25 protein-coding genes are annotated in these 20,765 nt (G+C 56.6%); 8 read left to right on the top strand and 17 right to left on the bottom strand.

Going from position 1 to position 20,765, the window contains the following annotated elements:
* Positions 1-91: 91 nt before the first annotated feature.
* Positions 92-754, top strand: a complete 663-nt coding sequence (locus QRN85_RS11330) for a TetR/AcrR family transcriptional regulator (RefSeq protein ID WP_284758073.1) — start codon at positions 92-94, stop codon at positions 752-754.
* A gap of 123 nt (positions 755-877) precedes the next feature.
* Here the strand turns inward: QRN85_RS11330 and QRN85_RS11325 are convergent, their stop codons facing one another.
* The 4 genes from QRN85_RS11325 to QRN85_RS11310 all read right to left on the bottom strand — a co-directional run bounded on the left by QRN85_RS11325 (position 878) and on the right by QRN85_RS11310 (position 4,050).
* A complete protein-coding gene (locus tag QRN85_RS11325; RefSeq protein WP_284758071.1) occupies positions 878-1,777 on the bottom strand; it encodes an alpha/beta hydrolase in 900 nt (299 codons plus the stop codon).
* A gap of 465 nt (positions 1,778-2,242) precedes the next feature.
* Positions 2,243-2,443: a hypothetical protein gene (locus QRN85_RS11320; RefSeq protein WP_062587132.1), complete on the bottom strand. Its 201-nt coding sequence runs from the start codon at positions 2,441-2,443 to the stop codon at positions 2,243-2,245.
* Between the two features lie 129 nt (positions 2,444-2,572).
* A complete protein-coding gene (locus QRN85_RS11315) occupies positions 2,573-2,701 on the bottom strand; it encodes a hypothetical protein (RefSeq protein WP_280136381.1) in 129 nt (42 codons plus the stop codon).
* A gap of 89 nt (positions 2,702-2,790) precedes the next feature.
* Positions 2,791-4,050 (bottom strand): glycerate kinase type-2 family protein, encoded by a 1,260-nt coding sequence (locus tag QRN85_RS11310; RefSeq protein WP_284758069.1) that lies wholly within the window; start codon positions 4,048-4,050, stop codon positions 2,791-2,793.
* 153 nt (positions 4,051-4,203) lie between these two features.
* Between QRN85_RS11310 and QRN85_RS11305 the strand changes: the two genes are divergently transcribed.
* Complete coding sequence (locus QRN85_RS11305; RefSeq protein ID WP_062587130.1) at positions 4,204-4,437, top strand: hypothetical protein; 234 nt, start codon at positions 4,204-4,206, stop codon at positions 4,435-4,437.
* Between the two features lie 8 nt (positions 4,438-4,445).
* Here the strand turns inward: QRN85_RS11305 and QRN85_RS11300 are convergent, their stop codons facing one another.
* Entirely contained in the window at positions 4,446-6,173 is a 1,728-nt protein-coding gene (locus tag QRN85_RS11300; RefSeq protein ID WP_284758067.1) for an ABC transporter ATP-binding protein, read from the bottom strand.
* A gap of 227 nt (positions 6,174-6,400) precedes the next feature.
* Between QRN85_RS11300 and QRN85_RS11295 the strand changes: the two genes are divergently transcribed.
* Positions 6,401-7,594: an AI-2E family transporter gene (locus tag QRN85_RS11295; protein ID WP_284758064.1), complete on the top strand. Its 1,194-nt coding sequence runs from the start codon at positions 6,401-6,403 to the stop codon at positions 7,592-7,594.
* 25 nt (positions 7,595-7,619) lie between these two features.
* Here QRN85_RS11295 and QRN85_RS11290 read toward each other — a convergent pair whose 3' ends face one another.
* Together QRN85_RS11290 and QRN85_RS11285 are read right to left on the bottom strand one after the other, a co-directional pair.
* Positions 7,620-8,231 (bottom strand): hypothetical protein, encoded by a 612-nt coding sequence (locus QRN85_RS11290; protein ID WP_284758062.1) that lies wholly within the window; start codon positions 8,229-8,231, stop codon positions 7,620-7,622.
* A 144-nt stretch (positions 8,232-8,375) separates the two neighbouring features.
* Positions 8,376-8,831 carry a GNAT family N-acetyltransferase gene (locus tag QRN85_RS11285; RefSeq protein WP_284758061.1) on the bottom strand — a complete coding sequence of 152 codons (456 nt, stop codon included), beginning with the start codon at positions 8,829-8,831 and terminating at the stop codon, positions 8,376-8,378.
* Positions 8,832-8,945: 114 nt separating this feature from the next.
* Here QRN85_RS11285 and QRN85_RS11280 point away from each other — a divergent pair, with 114 nt between their 5' ends.
* Positions 8,946-9,356: a hypothetical protein gene (locus tag QRN85_RS11280; protein ID WP_284758059.1), complete on the top strand. Its 411-nt coding sequence runs from the start codon at positions 8,946-8,948 to the stop codon at positions 9,354-9,356.
* Positions 9,357-9,359: 3 nt separating this feature from the next.
* Here QRN85_RS11280 and QRN85_RS11275 read toward each other — a convergent pair whose 3' ends face one another.
* The 3 genes from QRN85_RS11275 to QRN85_RS11265 all read right to left on the bottom strand — a co-directional run bounded on the left by QRN85_RS11275 (position 9,360) and on the right by QRN85_RS11265 (position 11,823).
* Entirely contained in the window at positions 9,360-10,493 is a 1,134-nt protein-coding gene (locus QRN85_RS11275; protein WP_284758057.1) for a DUF2336 domain-containing protein, read from the bottom strand.
* A 140-nt stretch (positions 10,494-10,633) separates the two neighbouring features.
* Positions 10,634-11,242 carry a flavin reductase family protein gene (locus tag QRN85_RS11270; protein WP_284758055.1) on the bottom strand — a complete coding sequence of 203 codons (609 nt, stop codon included), beginning with the start codon at positions 11,240-11,242 and terminating at the stop codon, positions 10,634-10,636.
* Positions 11,242-11,823, bottom strand: coding sequence for a nitroreductase family protein (locus QRN85_RS11265; protein WP_284758053.1), 582 nt, complete (start codon positions 11,821-11,823; stop codon positions 11,242-11,244). Before QRN85_RS11265 ends, QRN85_RS11270 begins: the two co-directional genes overlap by 1 nt.
* A gap of 109 nt (positions 11,824-11,932) precedes the next feature.
* Here QRN85_RS11265 and QRN85_RS11260 point away from each other — a divergent pair, with 109 nt between their 5' ends.
* Positions 11,933-12,913 (top strand): RgsD C-terminal domain-containing protein, encoded by a 981-nt coding sequence (locus QRN85_RS11260; protein ID WP_062587284.1) that lies wholly within the window; start codon positions 11,933-11,935, stop codon positions 12,911-12,913.
* 15 nt (positions 12,914-12,928) lie between these two features.
* Here the strand turns inward: QRN85_RS11260 and QRN85_RS11255 are convergent, their stop codons facing one another.
* The 5 genes from QRN85_RS11255 to QRN85_RS11235 all read right to left on the bottom strand — a co-directional run bounded on the left by QRN85_RS11255 (position 12,929) and on the right by QRN85_RS11235 (position 16,688).
* Positions 12,929-13,234 (bottom strand): hypothetical protein, encoded by a 306-nt coding sequence (locus QRN85_RS11255; RefSeq protein WP_284758051.1) that lies wholly within the window; start codon positions 13,232-13,234, stop codon positions 12,929-12,931.
* Between the two features lie 72 nt (positions 13,235-13,306).
* Positions 13,307-15,313, bottom strand: coding sequence for a threonine--tRNA ligase (gene thrS, locus QRN85_RS11250; protein WP_284758049.1), 2,007 nt, complete (start codon positions 15,311-15,313; stop codon positions 13,307-13,309).
* 110 nt (positions 15,314-15,423) lie between these two features.
* The gene (locus QRN85_RS11245) at positions 15,424-15,864 is read right to left on the bottom strand and encodes a DUF2267 domain-containing protein (protein WP_284758048.1); all 441 of its coding nucleotides are present in this window, start codon (positions 15,862-15,864) and stop codon (positions 15,424-15,426) included.
* On the bottom strand, positions 15,861-16,244 hold the full coding sequence (yidD, locus tag QRN85_RS11240; protein WP_284758046.1) for a membrane protein insertion efficiency factor YidD: 384 nt from the start codon (positions 16,242-16,244) through the stop codon (positions 15,861-15,863). Before yidD ends, QRN85_RS11245 begins: the two co-directional genes overlap by 4 nt.
* A gap of 3 nt (positions 16,245-16,247) precedes the next feature.
* A complete protein-coding gene (locus QRN85_RS11235; RefSeq protein ID WP_113093713.1) occupies positions 16,248-16,688 on the bottom strand; it encodes an iron-sulfur cluster assembly scaffold protein in 441 nt (146 codons plus the stop codon).
* Between the two features lie 259 nt (positions 16,689-16,947).
* Here QRN85_RS11235 and folE point away from each other — a divergent pair, with 259 nt between their 5' ends.
* The 3 genes from folE to QRN85_RS11220 all read left to right on the top strand — a co-directional run bounded on the left by folE (position 16,948) and on the right by QRN85_RS11220 (position 19,231).
* Positions 16,948-17,574, top strand: a complete 627-nt coding sequence (gene folE, locus QRN85_RS11230) for a GTP cyclohydrolase I FolE (RefSeq protein WP_062587119.1) — start codon at positions 16,948-16,950, stop codon at positions 17,572-17,574.
* An 83-nt stretch (positions 17,575-17,657) separates the two neighbouring features.
* Complete coding sequence (gene hisI, locus QRN85_RS11225) at positions 17,658-18,122, top strand: phosphoribosyl-AMP cyclohydrolase (RefSeq protein ID WP_284758045.1); 465 nt, start codon at positions 17,658-17,660, stop codon at positions 18,120-18,122.
* Between the two features lie 146 nt (positions 18,123-18,268).
* The gene (locus QRN85_RS11220) at positions 18,269-19,231 is read left to right on the top strand and encodes a patatin-like phospholipase family protein (RefSeq protein WP_113218211.1); all 963 of its coding nucleotides are present in this window, start codon (positions 18,269-18,271) and stop codon (positions 19,229-19,231) included.
* A 65-nt stretch (positions 19,232-19,296) separates the two neighbouring features.
* On the opposite strand, the gene QRN85_RS11215 is transcribed toward QRN85_RS11220, so the two are convergent.
* Positions 19,297-19,731: a CBS domain-containing protein gene (locus tag QRN85_RS11215; protein ID WP_062587116.1), complete on the bottom strand. Its 435-nt coding sequence runs from the start codon at positions 19,729-19,731 to the stop codon at positions 19,297-19,299.
* 127 nt (positions 19,732-19,858) lie between these two features.
* Positions 19,859-20,635, bottom strand: coding sequence for a rhomboid family intramembrane serine protease (locus QRN85_RS11210; protein ID WP_284758043.1), 777 nt, complete (start codon positions 20,633-20,635; stop codon positions 19,859-19,861).
* Between the last annotated feature and the right edge of the window lie 130 nt (positions 20,636-20,765).

The following is a 20,765-nucleotide window of genomic DNA, read 5'->3' as shown; positions in this document are numbered from 1 at the left end:
AGCCGCCCTTTTTCGTTTCATACTTCCAGAGGAACCATAATCCGGGCGCGAAGACTGTCGCCTGTCGCGCTATGAATAGGCAAACGCAAGCATGGAATCGATCAAAGCCAAAGCAGAAGGTCCTCGTGCGGGTCGCCCTCCGGTATTGACCGCGCAGGAACGTCGAGCACGAATTCTGGATGCTGCGGAAGCGCTGTTCGTGGAGGTCGGCTACGTCAATACGACGATGGTCCGCATCGCGGAGCGCGCTGGCATGTCAAAGCGGACGCTTTATGAGACCTTTCCCGACAAGCGCGACATATTCACTGCCGTCGTGGATTTCCAGAACAGTGTTCCGCCATTGCCGATGATTGCGGATGAAGACGATCCTCGCAAGGTCTTATGCGATACGCTGTTCCACATTGCCCATTTTCTCCTCGAGCCGCGCCGGATTGCCTTGGCGAGACTTGCTATAGCCGAAGCTCGAAGCCTGCCGGACGTAACGCAGAATTTCTTCGAAAATGCCTATGACGTTCTGACCCGCATGGTTGCTGAACGTCTGGAACTGTTGATGGAACGCGGGGAAATAAGCATCGCCGGCACGGCCCAGTCCGTTGCGGATCTTCTGTTGGGGGCCACTCTGGGAGACGCGCTTGTTCGCTACCTTGGTTTTCCCGACAAGGCAGAGGAGTTGCGAAACGAAGAGCTTTCACGCCGGGCATCTGCTGCGGTTGCGATGATGTCATCGGGGCTGGGACTACCGCCCTCCCGGTAAGACCCATCGCGGACGTCTGGATCACAAATCCAATGACAGGCCACCCGATAAGATGCCGCCCGGTTACCGGGCGACACTTGTGTAGACTTCAGCAAGACGCAGCACGCCTGCCGAGGTCGGTCTTTACTCGCCTGCCTCCAGGCCGAATTTCTTCGCTATCCACCGAGCAGACAGCGCGACGATTTCTGGATATCGATCGAGAAGGATGCCGTAGTGCTGACCGGGATATTCAAGCAGCTCCTTTTCACCGGGAACCATCTCAAACATCTTCCGCGCATCTTCAACTGGCGCAACCGTGTCCTGAGAGGCAAGGACGAGCAAGAGGGGCGCCTTGATGCGCTCTGCGTAGGCAGGCGTTTCCATTTCGAACAGCCGGTCGAGAGACGCGATCGCCAGTTCGTTGCGGAAGCTTGGAATGTTGTTGTAGTGCTTGGTGAATTCGATGCCGGATGGATCGGTAAACATGACCGGAGGGCCGCCGGGCTTCTGCTCGCCAATAACCTGCAAGGTAACGGGCGGCTCACCCCGCATCTGCGCATCACGGTCTGCGTAAATCGCGTCTTCCAGTCGCTTCAATGCTTCTGGGGCAAACAATTTTCTTGCAGAAAAACCAGAAACTGGCGGAACGAGCGCAACAACAGCGCCAACGCGACGGTCGGTTCCTGCCACGAACAGCGCGACCTGGCCACCAAGGCTGATGCCCCAAACGGCAATCCGGCTGGCATCAATTTCGGGGCGCAACGACAGATGCGTGATGACGTCTCGAAGATCGCGACCGAACTGCCAGGGGTCGACGAGCTGACGTGGCTCCCCTCCACTCAAGCCGTAGCCACGATGATCGTAAAACAGCACACCGAGCCCAACGCCGGTATAGTGTGGGGCATCCCTGTAAATACCCTCGGCAACACTGCCGATTCCCGAATGGGCGATAACCACTGGAACAGGGCCAGTTGCGTTTTCAGGCAGGAAAAGCCGCCCACGCAACACGGTACCGGAAACCGGAAATTCAATATCTTTAAACATGCGTTTCTCCCTATGGCAGCATCCGTCCGGCGTGAACCTTGCCTCGGCGACGTGCTGTCCATAATTACAAAACACTACGGTTTTCAAATGTCAATGGGCGAATATTTTTGTGAGCACTCTAGGATTTTTCCCTGACCGACAGCAGTCGACATGTGAGTGTAACCGTCAGATGGAGCATACAAGTACGCCAACGCCAGCGAGGCATTTCCTGAGGGACGGCAGAAATGACAAGGTCTGCAGCGGTGCGCCGAAATCTAGGCGACAGCACGCGGAAGCATCGATCACTCTAAAGCGAAGCGGAGCGTAAAAGCTTGTATGTGATGAAATTAGGTTGCGATCAACCGCCGTGACTGCTGACGAAAAGACAAATCAAGATGCGCAGGATGGGTGACCGACAGCTGCGCTGCCTAGCCCCATGGCCGAACCGCCCTCCCATCTCCGGCAAGGCAGCTCCGGTTCGAGGCGTCACATACGGCGTGCTTCCAGCCGCCGCTTGTCGCGGTTCACGTATTCAAGGCCGAGACTTGTCAGGCGGAATTGGCGTTTTTGAAATTCACCGCGGATCTGGATGAAGCCCTGCTCTTCGGCTTCGGCGAGTGTCTTCAGGCCAGTGCCTTTGGGTGGGGACTGCCAGTCGGTGCCGTTGGCGCTGTGCAGCAAAACCATGATCTTGATAATGTCGGTTCTCCATGGCTGACAGATGCAGCCGTGTTGCGTCTTTCAAAACAGCCCTCTGCGGCTGTTGCGCTGAACTCCAGTGCCCAACGGGGCACCGGAGTTACATTTGGCGCCTGTTTACTTCTTCTTCGTCGTGCTTTCGCTGGCTTTCACCTGCGAACCGAGTGTGGGAGCAGCGGCGGGAGCCACCTTGTCCTTTTTCGGCTTTCTGATTTCCTTGTTGCTGCGAACTTGACCCTTGGCCATCGAATATCCTCCCGGTTTGGTTTGTCAACTTAGCGGCCATCTGAACTGCAAAGGCAAGCGCTTTCTGGCGGGCATGCAAAGGCAGATGCTCAACCCACGAAAAAAGCGCGGAAATCATTCACATTCGTTCCGGTCGGGCCTGAAACGAAGAGATCGCCCGCCAGATCGAAGGCAGACCACGCGTCATGACCAGACAGAAATTTTCGCGCTTCGCCGCCAGCGGCAAGAATGCGCGCAATACTGCCGCCATCACAGAATGCGCCAGCGTTGGTCTCCGAACCATCGATCCCATCCGTGTCAGCTGCAAGTCCGGTGACGCCCGCCACATCCTGCAGGTCGAGTGCTGCGGAAAGCAGAAACTCCGTATTGCGGCCGCCCTTGCCATAGCCGCCATTGCCAATGGTGACCGTTGTTTCACCGCCGGAAAGGAGAACCATCGGTTTTTTGAAGGCCGCGCTGCTAGCAAACTCCCGCGCAAGTGCGGCGTGCATACGCCCAATATCCTTCGCTTCTCCTTCGATACTGTCTGAAAGAATGAGCGGATGGACACCGCGCTGTCGCGCGAGCTCCGCTGCCGCTTCGAGCGACACACGCGACGAGGCTATGACGTGGACTTCATTGCGGGCAAAAACATTGTCGCCCGGCATGGGGGCGGTGGCATGTGAGATGCTCTCCACCATCCGTTCCGGTAAATCGATCCGATAATCGCGGATAGCCCGGATTGCGTCCTGCGCACTCCCCTCATCCGGCACTGTCGGCCCTGAGGCAACGAAGGCGGGATTGTCGCCGGGCACATCCGACACCACAAGGCTGACGACCCTCGCCGGATGGGCAAGCGCTGCGAGCCTGCCACCTTTGATCCGCGAAAAATGCTTTCGCACCACATTCATTGCGGAAATCGGGGCACCGGAGGCCAGAAGAGCCTTGTTCAACAGAATTTCATCGGCAAGTTCAAATCCCGCAGGAGGCGCGGGCAACAGCGAGGATCCACCGCCGGAGATAAGCGCGATGACAAGATCGTCCTTCGTTAGCCCTTCGAGGGAGGCCATCAATGCCTGTGAGGCCTCCAGGCCTGCGACATCAGGAACGGGGTGCGCGGATTGAATGACTTTAATTCGTTCGCAAGCGGCAACAGGCCCGTGTCTCGCCACCACCAGACCTTCGAGGGGATGCGCCCATGCGCGCTCAAATGCTTCAGCCATCTGACTCGAGGCCTTGCCCGCCCCGATGATGATCGTGCGACCCTTTGGAGGCTGCGGAAGATGACGAACGATTGCCTCGTAAGGGTCTGCTGCTTTGACAGCAGCAAAGAACAAATCCTTCAAAAAAGCCCGTGGCTCAAAGACCAATGTTGTCCTCCCTTAAAAGACACGCGGTTGGCGACAGCATGACCGGCGCAGGCAAGCTTCGCAAGTCCACGGTGGTCCAATCTGGCAGCAGGATTGAACTTCTCCGGCCTTGAGGCGTTGCCATCTAGATCGACCTGTGTATCGGAGGGAGCCATGGCAAACACGGAAAATCTGGGACCGGAATATCATAACAATCCGGACAAGGAACGGTTACGTGGCCGCAGGTTCGTCTGGTCTCGGCGCAAATCCAAACCTTGGAGCTTCACACTTGCGCTTATCTTCTGCCTGATTGCTGCGGCCTGTGCGATTGCTGTGACCTACCTCGTCACGTCACACCCCGGCAAACCGGATTCGAACCCCGGCATCGAAAGTCCAAGCCAGCCCTAAAGCGCACATCAAGCGAGCAACTGAGCCCCAAATTGGGCGTCGTAAAGACGGCTATACGGTCCCTTGGCATCGATCAGTTCGCCGTGATTACCGGTTTCAACGATACCAGTCTCATCCACGACAACAATGCGTGATGCGTCCCTGATGGTTGCGAGCCTGTGCGCTATGACCAAGGTGGTTCTCCCCTTCGCCAGCTCGCCCAGCGATGCTTGAATCGCCCTTTCCGTTTCCGTATCCAGCGCCGAAGTTGCCTCATCCAGAATGAGCACGGGCGGATTTTTCAGAAACATTCGCGCAATCGACATACGCTGCTTCTGCCCGCCGGAAAGTTTCACTCCCCGCTCGCCGATGATTGTGTTCATCCCATCAGGCATCTCGCTTATCACACCGTCCAGACGCGCGCGGCGGGCAGCTTCCCAAATCTCGGCCTCGCTTGCTCCCAGCCGGCCATATTCGATATTCTCACGGATCGTGCCGCCAAAGAGGAAGACATCCTGCTGAACGATGCCGATCTGACTGCGGAGAGAGGCGAGTTTCAGTTTGCGGATATCGATCCCGTCAATGGTGATAGATCCGCCTGACACCTCGTAAAATCTGGGGAGCAGAGAGCAGAGCGTCGTCTTGCCCGCGCCCGACGGACCAACGAAAGCAACCGTTTCTCCCGCCTTGATCGCCAGATCGATGTTGCTGAGCACCTGCTTGCCATCGCTATAGCCAAAACTGACATTGCTGTACGAGATGTTGCCTTTCAACACAGGTGCATCCACCGCATCCGGCGCATCCGTAATGTCGGGGTCGGTGTCAATCAATTCGGTAAAGCGGCGAAAACCGGCAATGCCCTTGGGATAGGTTTCTATGACGGAGTTGATCTTTTCGACGGGGCGAAAGAACACATTGACGAGAAGCAAAAAGCCGATGAAACCACCATTCGTCAGATCACCCGTCAAGACAAGCCAGGCACCGCAAATCATGATGATCATCTGCGTTAACCGCATACTCATATAGCTGAGCGATGTGCTGGCAGCCATGATCTTATAGGCGTTGAGTTTCGTCTGGCGGTATTGCTGGTTCTCGGTTTCGAACAGCGCACGTTCGTGGTTCTCATTGGCGAAGGCTTGGACCACGCGCATTCCGCCAACGTTTTCCTCAATGCGGGCGTTGAAGGCCCCGACACGCCCGTAAAGTGCGCGGAAATTATTGGTCATGCGGCTGCCGTAACGGCTCGTTACCCACGCCGTGATTGGTACGATGGCAGCGGTGATGAGCGCCAGCGGGACGTTGACGGAGAGCATAAGCAAGAACGCTCCGAGGAACGTCATGAGGGCAATGAAAAGATCTTCCGGACCGTGATGCGCCACCTCGCCAATTTCTTCGAGATCCTTGGTCAACCGGCCGACGAGATGACCGGTCTTTTGATTGTCAAAAAATCGGAATGAAAGCTTTTGCAGATGGTCGAATGCGTGGCGCCGCATATCGGTCTCGATATTGATACCAAGCATATGCCCCCAGTAGGTGACGATCGCCATCAGGCCGGTGTTCAAGACGTAGATAACGAGGAGCCCGATAGAGGCGAGAAGAATGAGAGACCAGTCCCCAGCCGGCAGAAGAAAATCCACGAAAGCCTTCACAGCCATCGGAAATCCCAGTTCCAGCAGGCCCGACAGCACTGCGCATGAGAAGTCCAGAATGAACAGCCCTCTATATGGCCGGTAGTAAGAGAAGAATCTGGAAAGCATGGTCTAAATCCATAACGGTTGAGGACCGCCATCAGGTTTGCAAAACATGTCCTCAATTCTCATATTCAGTGAACGAGGCCAAGGCTGCTTGCGTTATTTTTACCAAAATCGTTCAGTAGGATATGCGAACACTATAAAAACGAAATGCTGGCAGAATATGCTGTAAACTGTCCATCAAATGATGACAGAATAAAAATCTGTCCGGGGAATGCGAAAGAGACGCGATTTTGAGTAAGGTTGACACTCCAAGGAAAACCGGCGAGCCCCGTTGGCTCGGCCCAGCCTCACATGCACGCACCGCGCTGGTACCGTCCATTTCTGCGGCGCGCTGGCTTCTGGTTCTTATTGTCGCGGCTGGCATCTATTTCTTCTATGGTTTTCTAGTGCCGGTTCTGGCTGCACTGGTCATCGGTTTTGCCAGCTGGCCTGTCTATCGAGAGCTGCTGCGCCGGGTTGGCGGCAACAACACGGTTGGCGCAACCATCGCGCTGCTGCTGATCATCACCTTCCTCATCGTGCCGATCTTTATTGCCGCATCCTATACAGCCAGCGAAGTCCGCGAATGGTTCGGCTGGGCGGTTGAGGTCAACAAGACCGGAGCCCCCGTTCCGCAGTGGATTGCTGCGCTTCCCGGCGTGGGATCATGGATGAGTGAGCAATGGGTTCGCTATGTGGGTACGCCCGGCGCAATCGGCGAAGTCATTCAACTGGTCAGTGGCGCCAATATCGGCAACATCTACCGTGCCATCGTAGCAGCGGGCAATGGTGCCTTCCACCTGATTCTCACTCTGTTGTTCATGTTGATTGCGCTGTTTTTTGTGTACCGCAACGGTGTGGGATTCGCGCGCCAGATCGATCTTGTGGGCGAACGCATTCTGCCGACCCGCTGGGAGAGAATTTCCCGCGTTGTTCCCGCAACCATCAGTTCCACCGTTACCGGCATGACCCTGATTGCCATCGGCGAGGGAATCATTCTGGGTATCGCGTACTGGATTGCTGGCGTCCCCTCGCCCGTCACGCTCGGCGTTCTGACCGGCGTCATGGCGCTCATTCCCGGCGGCGCGCCACTCTCCTTTACCCTCGTTTCAGTCTATCTGGTGGCCAGCGGCTCTGTCGGCGCGGGCATCGGGCTCTTTGCCTGGGGTTCGGTGGAACTCTTCATCGTTGACAAGACCATACGCCCTCGCCTCGTCGGCGGCCCTATCAAGTTGCCGTTCCTGCCAACATTTTTCGGCCTTGTCGGCGGCGTGAGGACAATGGGCTTCCTTGGCCTGTTTATCGGCCCGGTCCTGATGGCCCTGCTGGTCGCTGTATGGCGCGAATGGGTTCGCGAAGTTGAACTTTCGGCTACGGAGAATGAAGTGCTGGAGACGGAGGTCGCAATTGACGAACCTCCGCCGCTGAGAAAGACGGCAATCTGATGTTGCCGCCTTTGGAAAACCAGGTTCAAGCCTGCGCTATCAGCATAACGGCGCTGTAGAGACCGATTTCATCTGCCTGAAAGACAGCTGAGGCTTGATCTTCGTCTTCGCCTTCACCTTCGACTTCTTCTTCATTTCCCTCTTCATCAGAGAGAATGCCAGCTTCTTCTTTCAGAGCCTTCGTCAACTTATCGTTGCTATCAGGATCGGCGGCGCTTGCAATGACATCGTCGACAGACACGTCAAGCTTGTCCAAACCAAGCTCTTTTTCTAGCGCCATAACGGCGGCCATTCCGCCTTCAATTTTCAGCTTGCCTAGGGCCCGACGCATTGCATCGACAAACTCATCTCTAGAGGCATAGTCCTCCTGGTTTACACCAAGTGCCTTGCCAGTCCTGTCGATGAGATCGAGCTTCATCTCCGTCACACTGACACTATTCACACTGTATAAAGCGCCAGCAATCTTCGACTCCGCTTGCGAAGGCTGAGCTGTAACACCAATCGTAGATTTGGCACTGATTGAGGCGGCCGCCAGATCGGATGATGAGAGAGATATTTTCTGATCTGTAACTTGGTTGATATTTGTTTTTTGCAAAATTAGTAAAGCAGTTGAATTTGGATTTGAGACCAACGTCATTTCCGCACCTCAACTCGGCCGCCGTCGCTCATCAACGGCAAACCAAAGCGTTACCTTCACCTCATGCGAAATATAAACATAGTTTTTCTACCCTTGATGGTATTTATAGTCAACTCTTGGTAAACATCCCGTTTGCCGGCCGACCTATATCTTCAGCTCCATGAAGATGCTGAGCGGGTCCGGCTTGTAGGGTGGGAAGGGGTCGATATCCACGAAACCCGCATTGCGATAGAGTCCGATGGCCTCCGGCTGGCTGATGCCGGTTTCCAGGCGAATCGCTTTCACGCTGTGCTGACGTCCAAGCTCTACCAGTGCCTCAAGCATCAGCTTGCCGATCTTCATTCCGCGCGCCTGCGGGTCCACGAACATTCGCTTGATTTCCGCAGTCCCATCACCCTTTTCCACAAGTGCACAACAGCCGACAATCTCGCCTTCGTTGCGGGCCACGAAGAACGTGACATTCGGCTGCTCCAAAGTTGCGATATCGACCAGATGGTTGCTTTCCGCGGGATAAAGCGATGCCGCGTAGGCATCGGACATCTCCAGAAGCCGGATTATTTCCGGCTGGCGTGGGCTTTCCAATGTGATGGAGACAGGCATTTTCAGTTCCATTATTTTGTGGGAAGGCGCTCATTCTGTCGCAATAAGACTGCAATTTCTCTAGATCATGCGCACAGATAAGACAATTTCTCTTCCAGGGGCAAAAGAGCGAAAATGAGAACTGCGCTTGTTTTGATGACCATTCTCGGCTGCGACGACAGCGCGACCGATTGCCAACATATTGCTACGCTGCAGCAGCGGTGGACCAGCATTGAACTATGCGATGCCGAATCGGAAAAGCAGCTCGGTAATTTCGCGAATGCCTCCTACCCGGTGGTGGTTGCGGTGTGCCAGACGCCCGATGCGCCCGGAACTGAAACGGCCAACACCCAAGATCAGACGCCCGAAGCGCCAGCAACACCGCCCGCACTTGCGCAGCAGGAAGAGCAGACACTGACGCAGAGCGCCATCACCCGCGTCCGCAGAATTCTGCCCTCAACCGAGGGCGTAAAGCAAGTGCTGGGCAAGCCGGTACGCATGGTGGAAGACAGCTATTCCTGGATCGCCCGACGTTTCTCGAAATAAGCTTTACGCAGCTTCTGCGACGAGATCACCCAACGAACGGGCGCGTTGTCTTTGCTGATTGATCCGCAGTCTTTCAACCATATGCAGCAACTCCCGCATTGTCGCATCAGTTTCGACACCGGAAAATTTGGCGAGCAGGTCCGACGACAGGTCAGCGATCGGATTGGAATATGGTGTGACGACGATATCGCGCCAGAGCACCGTTGCTTCCATGAAGATATCGAGGATCGGCCCGGTAAGACCAATTGACAGGAAGAGTGCCTTCAGCGCGTGGTGCCTTCCAGTTGACAGAATGGAGCGGACCTGGCGGTTTGCAAGGCCAGACAGGTCGGAAACAGCCAGAGCAAAGAATTCCAGCTTGCCGGAACACAGAACATTCATCAGGAAAGCAGGCGTCAACTCACCACGGTCGCGCAGTTGCTCCACGAGGCAAGGCAGGCTTTCTGCCTCCACATCGTCTGCCAGCGCCACGGTTACCGCTTCCGATGCCTCGCGGATGACGCTGGTGGCACGCGCTTGCGTCATGGTGTGGCGTACAAGGTTTGACGCAGCCAGAGCAGCCCCGATGTGCCCAACGATCATATAGCGGACATCCACCGGCAAGTCCTCGCGGCGCAGCAAGAGGTCACGGATTTCGGCGTCAGCCGCATGTCTCTCTGCGATCCTGCGCAGGGTGAAAGGCGTCATGAAGGCGCTGCGATTTTCCAGAAGGACGGAAATCTCCAGTGCGTCGCCAATTTCTGCCATGGCAGCGCAGGCACCCGTTTCGAGCGCAGGGCGCGCGGCGATCATGGCGCGCGTAATCGTTGTGCCAGTCCCGATCAGATCTACAAGATCCGTCTCCCGCAAAACGGGGGAATGCACCAGCACGACGCAGGCAATTTCCGGCTGGTCCTGCGCAAGGGTGAAAAGAATCGGATGGGGCGCATCGGGCGAAAAGGCCAGCTTTTCGGCCAGGGCGAGCCGAACCTTGGGTGACGGGTCATCCAGCAGAAATGTCATGGCGTCGTAAGCGCTCGCCTGCCGATCCGTTGGCAGGGAAGATTCGAGATATGCTTGAGCAAGCGCAGTAGCCGCCTTGGAGCGATCATTTGCTCCAGCCTTGGAAGCCCAACGAAGAAATGCTTGTACTATCAACCTACGCCCCAACACCAGACAGCACCGACGATAAGCAGGAGTACGTTCATCAAAAACGTTCACTGCCATCAGAGCTATAGAAGTAAGGGCAAATGGTTTACGTTTGGTTCACCATAAAATTTAACTGCTGCTAAAGTCTCTTAGCGCGCAGCGGGCCTCGTCAGTTGGAAGACCTCTGCGCCACCGTCGCAATAATCCCTGTAGCCCATGCGCGCTATCGGACGGGCGATTGCCATATCGATCATCCCGTCCCTTATTACGGCCTCATCGATGTGAATGCCGACGACCTGGCCGAACACGACCCAGCTCTGCGCCTTCACCCCATCGACATCGACCGGCTGGATAATCTGCGTTACGCGGCATTCCAGCGCCGCATAGGCTTCCCCGACAAAGGGGGCGTCAACGAGCTCGCCGGGCTTTGGCGTGAGCCCGGAAAGCTCGAATTCGTTGACATCGTGCGCAACAGGGGCAGACGAGATATTCATCTGTTCAACCAGATGGCGGCTGACGAGATTTGCAGTGAAAACGCCACTTTCCTCGACATTGCGAACGCTATCCTTGTGGCCGCTGGAGGAAAACATCACCAGTTTGGGCGCGTCCGACACGGCATTGAAGAAGGAATAGGGCGCGAGATTGAGCGAACCATCCCTGCCCTTCGATCCAATCCAGCCGATCGGCCGCGGCGCGACGATCGCCTTGAAAGGATCGTGCGGCAGGCCGTGAAGATTTTTGTCAGTGGCGTAAAACATCAGCTTTCACCAACCCATGTCACGACATCCGCAAGTTCCGGACGCGGACGCTCGACTGCAGGAAACGTCGTGGAACCGATAAACATCAGACCCGCAACCTTTTCGCCAGGCTGGACGCCGAGTTCCGGCAGGAAGGCTTCGTCATAGGACACCCATTCCGTCAGCCAGTTTGCGGCAAAACCGTTGGCGTTGGCCGCAAACAGCATGTTGAGGCACACGGCACCGGCGGACATGACCTGTTCCCATTCCGGAATTTTGGCATGGGGGGCAGCCGTGCTGACCACGGCGATGACGACGGGCGCACGGGTGAAACGCGTGCGCTCGACCTCCTGATATTCCGCACCAAGGTCCGGCGTCTTTTCCAGCGCACGCTTCAGAGCCGCTTCACCCAGACGCTTGCGCTCCTCTCCGCGATAGACGATGAAGCGCCATGGAGCGATCTTGCCGTGGTCGGGCACGCGAACCGTCAGACGCAGTATTTCCTCGATTTCGCGACGATCCGGGCCCGGCTCCGTCAATTGCAAAGCGGGCGTCGAGCGCCGAACATTCAGATAATCGATGAGAGTGATATTGTCTTTCATGTCAGAACCGTTCCATTGTCGTACAACTGAAATTAAGGGCCTTGAAATCGCCACGGCATTGCGTTTGAAGTGGTCCCAGAAAAACAAGAAGTCAATCCGGTTGAGAGAAATGACGTCCATCAAAATTGCGACCGGCCTCTGCGTCGCGCTGGTTTCCAGCCTCGCGCTGCACAATGTCGCCTTCTCTCAAGATGCTTTCAAGGACTTCAAGCAATTGGGCGGCACGCCGAAGATGCCGAAGCTGAATGCCTTCAGCGCTCCAATTTCTCCGGCCCTACAAGAAGACAAATCGCGCGATGTCGTGATGGAAGCAAAGCTGACAAACGACGGCGAGCCGATGATGGAAGGGCTGGCCTGGCGGGTGTTCAGCCCCATCCCCGGCCCTGACGGCAAGCTTCCCATGCTTGCGAGTTCGGAGGGCGGTTCGGCGGAATTTCACCTGTCGCCCGGCGATTACTTCGTCAACGTCTCCTTCGGACGCGCGGGCGTGACCAAGAAGGTCAGCGTGCCAACCAGCGGCAAGATCGACAAACAGGTTCTCATACTCGATGCAGGCGGCTTCGTGCTGAACGCGGTTGTCGGGACCGATAAGCGCATTTCGCCTAACCAGCTAAAATTTTCCGTCTATTCATCCGACACCCAGGAAGATGGAGAGCGGCGTCTGGTGATGTCCGACGTCAAACCCAATACCGTCATCCGCCTTAACGCCGGAACCTATCATGTCGTCTCGGAATATGGCGGAATCAATGCCGTTGTGCGCGCCGACATTCAGGTCGAAGCGGGCAAGCTGACGGAAGCAACACTCCAGCACCATGCTGCGCAGGTGACGCTGAAACTTGTTTCCGAACATGGCGGCGAAGCCATTGCCGATACTGCATGGTCGGTTCTGACCGGCTCCGGCGACATCGTCAACGAAAGCGTCAGCGCCTTCTCCACCATGGTGCTTGCCGACGGCGAATACACCGCCATCGCCCGCAACAAGGAAAAGGTCTACCAGCGCAACTTCAGGGTGGCTGGTGGACAGGACTCGGATGTCGAAGTCCTGATGAAGGACCAGGCCCCGGACGAGACAACTGGCGATTTTGAATAGGCTTAGGTGAAAACGTCAGCAAATCAAAAGATGACGTGGATGCGTGACGCTCGAATAATCCGCGTGCCAATAGTGCGGGTCGTCGCATAGCGAAAACAGGGCGTCTTTCGACGCGTATTTGTCATCAAACCTATCCCGCATCGTGACATGGACAGACCCGTTGTCGGGATAGTCCTTGCCCACATCGGCGATCTTGTTTCCGCGCTGGAGCTCGGCAGCGACTATGTTTCTTAGCGGGATGACCAGATCCGCCAGCAGTGACTGCATTCTCAGGAAATCTCTCTCATTCCTGATGTGGGAAAAGCTCTTCTCGGTGAACATCGAGTCCTGCTCTCATTTTTAAGACGTATGACATGAAAACGGCGCCCTTGAGCGCCGTTTCCTATCTTCTGCTTATGCCGCTTTGGCAGCCTTGGCAGCCCGCTTGCGCTTCACGTCAGGTGGTGTCGCTTCATCCACGAGGTTCGCAATCGCTTCGTCCAGCGTGTAGGACGTCTGCGCCTGTGAGCCGAGGCGGCGGATGTTGACGGTGCGTTCTTCCGCTTCCTTTTTGCCGCAGACGATGATGACGGGCACCTTGCTGACGGAGTGCTCGCGGACCTTGTAATTGATCTTCTCGTTGCGGAAATCCGTATCGACGGTCAGACCTGCATCGCGCAGAGCTTCAGCAACTTCGCGGCCGTAATCATCCGCATCGGAGGTGATCGTGGCGACCACCACCTGTTGCGGCGCAAACCACAGCGGCATGTGACCAGCGAAGTTCTCGATGAGGATGCCGAGGAACCGCTCCATTGAGCCGCAGATTGCGCGGTGGATCATGACCGGCTGGCGCTTTTCCGAGGCCTGATCGATGTAGAAGGCACCGAAGCGTTCCGGCAGGTTGAAGTCAACCTGCGTGGTGCCGCACTGCCATTCGCGACCGATGGCGTCCTTCAGGGTGTATTCGAACTTCGGACCGTAGAACGCGCCCTCACCCGGCAGAATGTCCGTCTTGATGCGTCCGCCGGACTGCTCCTCGATGGATTTGAGAACATCCGTCATGACGCTTTCGGCGCGATCCCAGACTTCGTCGGAACCAACGCGCTTTTCAGGGCGCGTGGACAGCTTGACCACGATTTCTTCGAAGCCGAAGTCCTTGTAAACGGACAGGATAAGATCGTTGATACGCAGACACTCCGCTGCCATCTGCTCTTCCGTGCAGAAGACATGCGCATCGTCCTGCGTGAAACCGCGAACGCGCATCAGCCCGTGCAAGGCACCCGACGCTTCATAGCGGTGGACGTTTCCAAATTCCGCAAGGCGAACAGGGAGTTCGCGGTAAGACTTCAAGCCATGCTTGAAGATCTGAACGTGGCCTGGGCAGTTCATGGGCTTCAGCGCAAAGATGCGGTTATCGGCTTCCTCATCCTTTGGATGGGTGAAGGCATAGGCCGATTTCACGGCAAACATGTTTTCCTGATACCAGCCCCAGTGGCCCGACGTTTCCCACAGCGAAGCGTCCAGCACCTGCGGCGCATTGACTTCCTGATAGGTGCCTTCGAGATTGCGGCGCATATAGGCCGTCAGGGTCTGGAACATCCGCCAGCCCTTGCCGTGCCAGAACACCACACCCGGGCCTTCTTCCTGGAAATGGAACAGGTCCATTTCGCGGCCCAGCTTCCGGTGATCGCGCTTTTCCGCTTCCGCCAGAATGTGGAGATACTGGTCCAGCTCTTCCTGCGTAGCCCAGGCAGTGCCGTAGATACGCGTCAGCATCGGGTTGTTGCTGTCCCCACGCCAATAGGCGCCGGCAACCTTCATCAGCGTGAAGGCGGTGCCGATCTGTCCTGTGTTGGCCATGTGTGGGCCACGGCAAAGGTCGAACCAGTCGCCCTGATAATAGATCTTGAGGTCCTGCCCCTCGGGAATCGCATCCACAAGCTCGACCTTGTAGCTCTCACCCTTGGCCGCGAAGACTTCCCTGGCCTTTTCGCGGCTCCAGATTTCCCGCGTAAACGGCTTGGAGCGGCCGATGATTTCCTTCATCTTCTTTTCGATCTTCGGCAGATCTTCCGGTGTGAAGGGCTCATTCTTGGCAAAGTCGTAATAGAAGCCGTTCTCGATGACAGGGCCGATGGTGACCTGCGTGCCAGGCCACAGTTCCTGAACCGCTTCGGCCATCACGTGAGCGGCATCGTGGCGGATCAGTTCCAGAGCGCGCTTGTCGTCACGGGTAACGATCTCGATCTTGCCGTCGGCGATGGTATCGGAAAGGTCGCGCAAGGTGCCGTCCAGCGCAATCGCGACGGCCTTCTTTGCAAGCGACTTGGAAATGGATTCGGCGACATCGCGACCGGTCGTGCCGACCGGGTACTGGCGAACGGAACCATCTGGGAATGTGAGGGAAACGGCTTCTGACATTGAAATCTCCTGTCCAGTCCCGCCAACGAATGCGGGTGGTGATGTTGACCGGCTACACCGGAAAGTGAACGCGCGGGTGATAAAGCGGAATGGCGATTGAGTAAAGAATTTTAAGACAGCACCGGCAACTGCCAGAACTCACCAGCCTCTGCGGGCAGTTTCGCAAGCGCGCGGCCAAAGACTTCAGGATCGAGGCTGCGGCGCAATGCCTCTCCGACGTCGCGAATGGCCGAATCGGTCGAGAGGTTGTGATTGTGGCGCAACGCCCGCACCTCTGCCATCATCTCGGCTTCGGTACCGAATTCTCGCTTTTCTTCATTCGTATCCCAATCGCTGACAAAAATCGCGCGAAGAACAGGCGGCAGAGCATTTGCAAAGGAGATTGCCTGCTGGACTGTCAACCGGCGGCGAAACACCTGAAAAACAGCTTGAAGCATAGTGTACGCCTGATGCGACGTTCGCAGCATCGAGACCTCTTTCAATTCTTCCATGAAACGGTCGAAATCCACCGATGCCTGACGATATTCCATGGGCATGGGCATAGCGGTCACTCTCCCCTGTTGAATACCTTTCGCGCCTGCTTCCAATAGGACCAGGGGGCCCACCAGACACAGCTATCGTCCAGTCTTTCCGCAACCGGGTCAAGACCGCTGGTGCCGCCGGGCCCGCAACGCGCGACACGAAACAGCGTCAACCAGCCGCCGGCCCAGAAACCATGCCGCGCGATAGCCTCATAGCCATATTCAGAGCAAGTCGGGATATGTCGGCAGGAATTGCCGATGAAGCCGGAAAATACCAACTGATAGAAACGGATTAAACCCATTCCCAGCAGCCGACCCGGAGTCTTTGGAAAATGCCCTGACCAGTTACGGGATCGGCTGCCCTGCCCGCCTGTTGGTCCGTCGTGTCGGCAGTCCGGATCGTTGCACACAGGTCAAGCCGGAAGGCGCTGGTCGGCTTCGATCTGGTCCAGACAGTCACAGATCGCGTCGAAAGTCAGCATGGTTGAGGCGTGCCGTGCCTTGTAATCCTTGACCGGTTTCAAAACGCGCATGTCGAGGAACCGGCCATCCGGGCCCTCGCCGTCAGCAGTCAACATGGCCAGCATATCGCTGCGCGCCTGGCGCAGTTCTTCGCTGGTGGCACCGATCACATGGTGCGCCATGATGGACGATGAAGCCTGCCCAAGCGCGCAAGCCTTCACCTCGTGCGAGAAATCCGACACCCGGCCATCGCGAAGCTTGATATAAACCTTCACCTTGGAGCCGCAGAGTTTGGAATGTTTCTGCGCGCTGGCATCCGCATCCGGCATGGCTCCCGTCAGCGGAATGTTGCCCGCGAATTCCAGAATACGATTGTTGTAAATGTCTTCCATTGGCTCGTCCATTCGCGCAGCCTGCCGATCCGAAAGGCTGCATTGCATTTGGCGGGGGTTCTCTGCTTGATCTCTTCATTATATGTTATGCGGCGGTGGCGTCATCAAGGTGGGTTCATTTTAATGGTTCAGATACCGAAAAAATGACGACAGGCTTGCCAAATTGCCCGAAAACAACCAGATAGCAGGCGCGGCATATTGAATTTTAGCCGTAACCCATGTTCAGGTGCGGCCTTGAACCGCATCGGGAGACCAAGAAATGGATGCAATCGTGAAGAATTTCCCCGGTGCTGGCACCCAGAACGGCGCCGCAAACCCTCGTCCAACGCAGGCGGAAGCTGAAGAGGCTGTACGCGTTTTGCTTCGCTGGGCGGGTGACAACCCGGACCGCGAAGGTCTGCTCGATACGCCAAAACGGGTCGCAAAATCTTACCGCGAGCTCTTCAGTGGATATGAACTCGACGCAAACGATGTTCTTGGAACCACATTCGAAGAAGTCGGCGGTTACGACGACATCATTCTGGTGCGCGACATCCCCTTCTATTCCCATTGCGAACATCACATGGTTCCAATCACTGGCAAGGCGCATGTCGCATATCTGCCAGCGGGCCGCGTCCTCGGTCTTTCCAAGATTGCGCGTGTTGTGGAAATCTACGGTCGTCGTCTGCAGACTCAGGAAACAATGACAGCGCAGATCGCTCAGGCTATCGACAGCAAGCTCAAGCCTCGCGGCGTGGCTGTGATGATCGACGCAGAGCATATGTGCATGTCCATGCGCGGTGTCCAGAAGCAGGGTTCCACCACGCTGACAACAAGCTTCTCCGGCACATTCAAGACCGAACCCGCCCAGCAGGCACGGTTCATGTCCATGGTCTACAATCGCTAAGATCAAGACCGGTCTCACAGGGCGGCGCTAGCCGCCCTTTTGCTTTGGCCACACAATCTATTCCCTTTCATACGAGAGGTCTCATGTCTTCGACATTCCCGCCCGCGCCTTCGGACAAGAAAGAGCTTGAGGCTTCCGGTGCCTTTACGCCTAAATTCGATGCCCATGGCCTTGTGACCGCAGTCATCACCGACATCAAGGATGGCGAATTGTTGATGGTGGCGCATATGAACGCGCAGGCGCTGACGCTGACGCTCGAGACAGGGATTGCCCATTATTACAGCCGCTCGCGCGACAAGATCTGGAAGAAGGGTGAGACGTCCGGCAATCTCCAGACCGTTCAGGAAATACGCGTCGATTGCGATCAGGATGCCATCTGGCTCAAGGTTTCGGTTGCTGGCCATGACGCGACATGCCACACCGGTCGTCGCTCCTGCTTTTATCGCACGGTTTCGCTGCAAGACGGCAAAGCGGTAACGACCATTACCGACGACACGCGCCACTTCGACCCTGAAGAAACCTACGGCAGCCAGCCCGGCAAAGAGTAAACGGGACGGCCGATCTTTTCGGTTTTTTATCATTTTGCTACGAATATGACAGATGTCAGGAGGTCTGCGGACGTCCGTGATGTGCGCATGTCTGCGCAAGCTGGCAGGCGCCTTGTCGCTGTCCGCACGGTTATTGGGAGCACAATATGTTGGGTTGGGGAATGAACCGCGAAAACGCGGCGGGCGCAACGTCCTCGGAGAAAGCCATCGATCAGGCACCCTCCTCCATGCCCCCAATCGCATCCAACCGAATTGCACTTGCCCTCGGTGGCGGCGCGGCACGAGGATGGGCTCATATCGGCGTCTTGCGTGCTTTGGATGAGGCAGGTGTCAAGATCGGCATGATCGCGGGCACATCCATCGGTGCGCTTGTGGGCGGGTGCTATCTTGCAGGAAAGCTGGACGAACTCGAGGACTTTGCCCGCTCTCTGACCATGCGCCGCATAGCAGGGCTTCTCGATCTCACCATCGGCGGCGGCGGCCTGTTTGGCGGAATGCGTCTGACCAAGCGGATGCAGGAACATCTCGTTGGCCTCAACATCGAAGATCTGGAGCATCCATTCATCGCGGTCGCCACCGAACTGAAAACCGGGCACGAAGTCTGGGTGCACCAGGGCGATCTCATTACCGCCCTTCGGTCTTCCTACGCGTTGCCAGGTATTTTTGAACCGGTCCGTTGCAATGGCCGCACGCTGATTGATGGCGCGCTGGTCAACCCAGTGCCGGTTTCCGTCTGCCGTGCCTATGAGCAGGCTTTGGTGGTGGCGGTAAACCTCAATTACGATATCTTCGGTCGTTCAGCCGTCGTCAAACATGCCGCTGGCGCTGCGACGCCCTCACCGGAAGCCGTTGGCAAACCGGCTGCGGATCCGTCCTCAAGGGTCGGGCTTCCCGGCGTCATGGTGCAGGCATTCAACATCATTCAGGACCGCATTTCCCGCTCGCGTCTTGCCGGAGACCCGCCTGATCTAACCCTTCACCCCCGCATCAATCATATCGGCCTGTCCGAATTCCATCGGGCAGCTGAATCCATTGACCGCGGCTATGAAGAGGCAAGATCCAGAATTCCCGAACTGCAACGGATGCAGCAGGTCTTCCAGCCGACGTGACGCGATCGATCATCGGAAGCCCGCACCAGGCGCACTTCCGAGTGACGTACCAATGCGTCTTTTGGTTACCCGGTGATATAGGATTTGATGTGTTCGGCTTCCGCCTCGATCTCACCTATTCTTGCCTTCACCACGTCGCCAATCGATATGATGCCGACAAGGCGGCCATTGGCTTCAACCGGCAAATGGCGGAACCGGCCACCGGTCATAAGCTCCATGAGATCGTCCGTGCTTGATCCCTCGTGACAGCGGGTAACATTCCTTGTCATCACATCCGCAAGCTTGGCCTGCAGGGCGGCAGAGGACTGGGTTGCGATGGCTCTTACAAGATCGCGTTCTGTAAAGATGCCGAGAATGGCACCGTCCTGATCGGTCACGACAACCGCGCCAATGCGGTGCTCATGCAAGGTTGCGGCCGCATCTCCCACCGACATATCCGGCCCGACAGTCACGACGTCGCGGCCTTTCAGGTCGAGAAGTTCCTTCACAAAAATCGGCATGGTTCCTCCTGTCATTGTGTACGAGACCGCGCGTCGCGTCTCCTCCACAAACGCACGATCATACGACAGGGCAATGGTGCGCCAGCGTTACCGGGATTGCAATATGTTTCCCGGCAGCGTCCAGACTTCAATCGATTGAGTGGTTTTGCTGCCGGTCCGCGTGGCTTCTGGCACTGCGGTCAAACAGGGCGAAGAACAGGAAACCCAGCATGAAACCGAAGATGTGGGCGTCCCAGGCCACCTCTCCCCCCACGTCTCCAAACAGCGGTATGCCAACCGCGATGAGAACATTTCCCAGCAGCCACATGAGTGTGAAAATCAGGACGGTGCGGTTGGAAAGCGCCTGCAGGATGCTTTGCCGCGGCAGAAGGTGCCCGATTGACGGATGGTAACGACCGCCCCGTGCAGGAAAAGCAAACCGGCAGGCTGCGCCCATGAGGGCCGAAACAACGCCTGACGCGCCAATTAATACGGTCTCGTCGCCCCAGTGCAGCCAGGCATGGCCAAATGCAGAAACGGCAGCGGATACGCACCACAGCAGAATGAAACGCAACGTCCCAATCCGACGCAGCACTGGCGCTCCGAACGCCATCAACCAGAGCCCGTTGAACAGGATGTGCTCGATACCGCCATGGAGAAATGAATAGGTTACGGGTGTCCACAGCCACTCCAGTCCTTGCTGTGAAAACGGGATGGCATAGCGCAGCGGTATGAAGCCGAAAGTGAAAAGGAAATAGCCATAGCTTTCGTCCGAAAGCAGATATGTCGCGATCAGATGGACGGCAACCATAATGGCGAGAATGGCGACAAGAGCTCCGGGAAGGTTGAATACCGGCGTTTTCGGTGGTGCGGCAGGCGATGTGTTTTCGCCGTGTCCCGGTATGTCGCCTTCGTCATGGGCCATGAGCCAGTATTCCTTCGCGTCGCAAGATAAATGTTTCCGCTGAGCAATATAGTAACGGACCCTTAAAAAGAAGCACCGTGCAAACGGACATTTCGACCCAATGTCACAGGACGACGATGTGCGCGAGCGA

The organism is Agrobacterium sp. fls2-241-TYG-188a (assembly GCF_030209845.1).
This window is presented reverse-complemented; position numbering and strand designations above follow the sequence as displayed.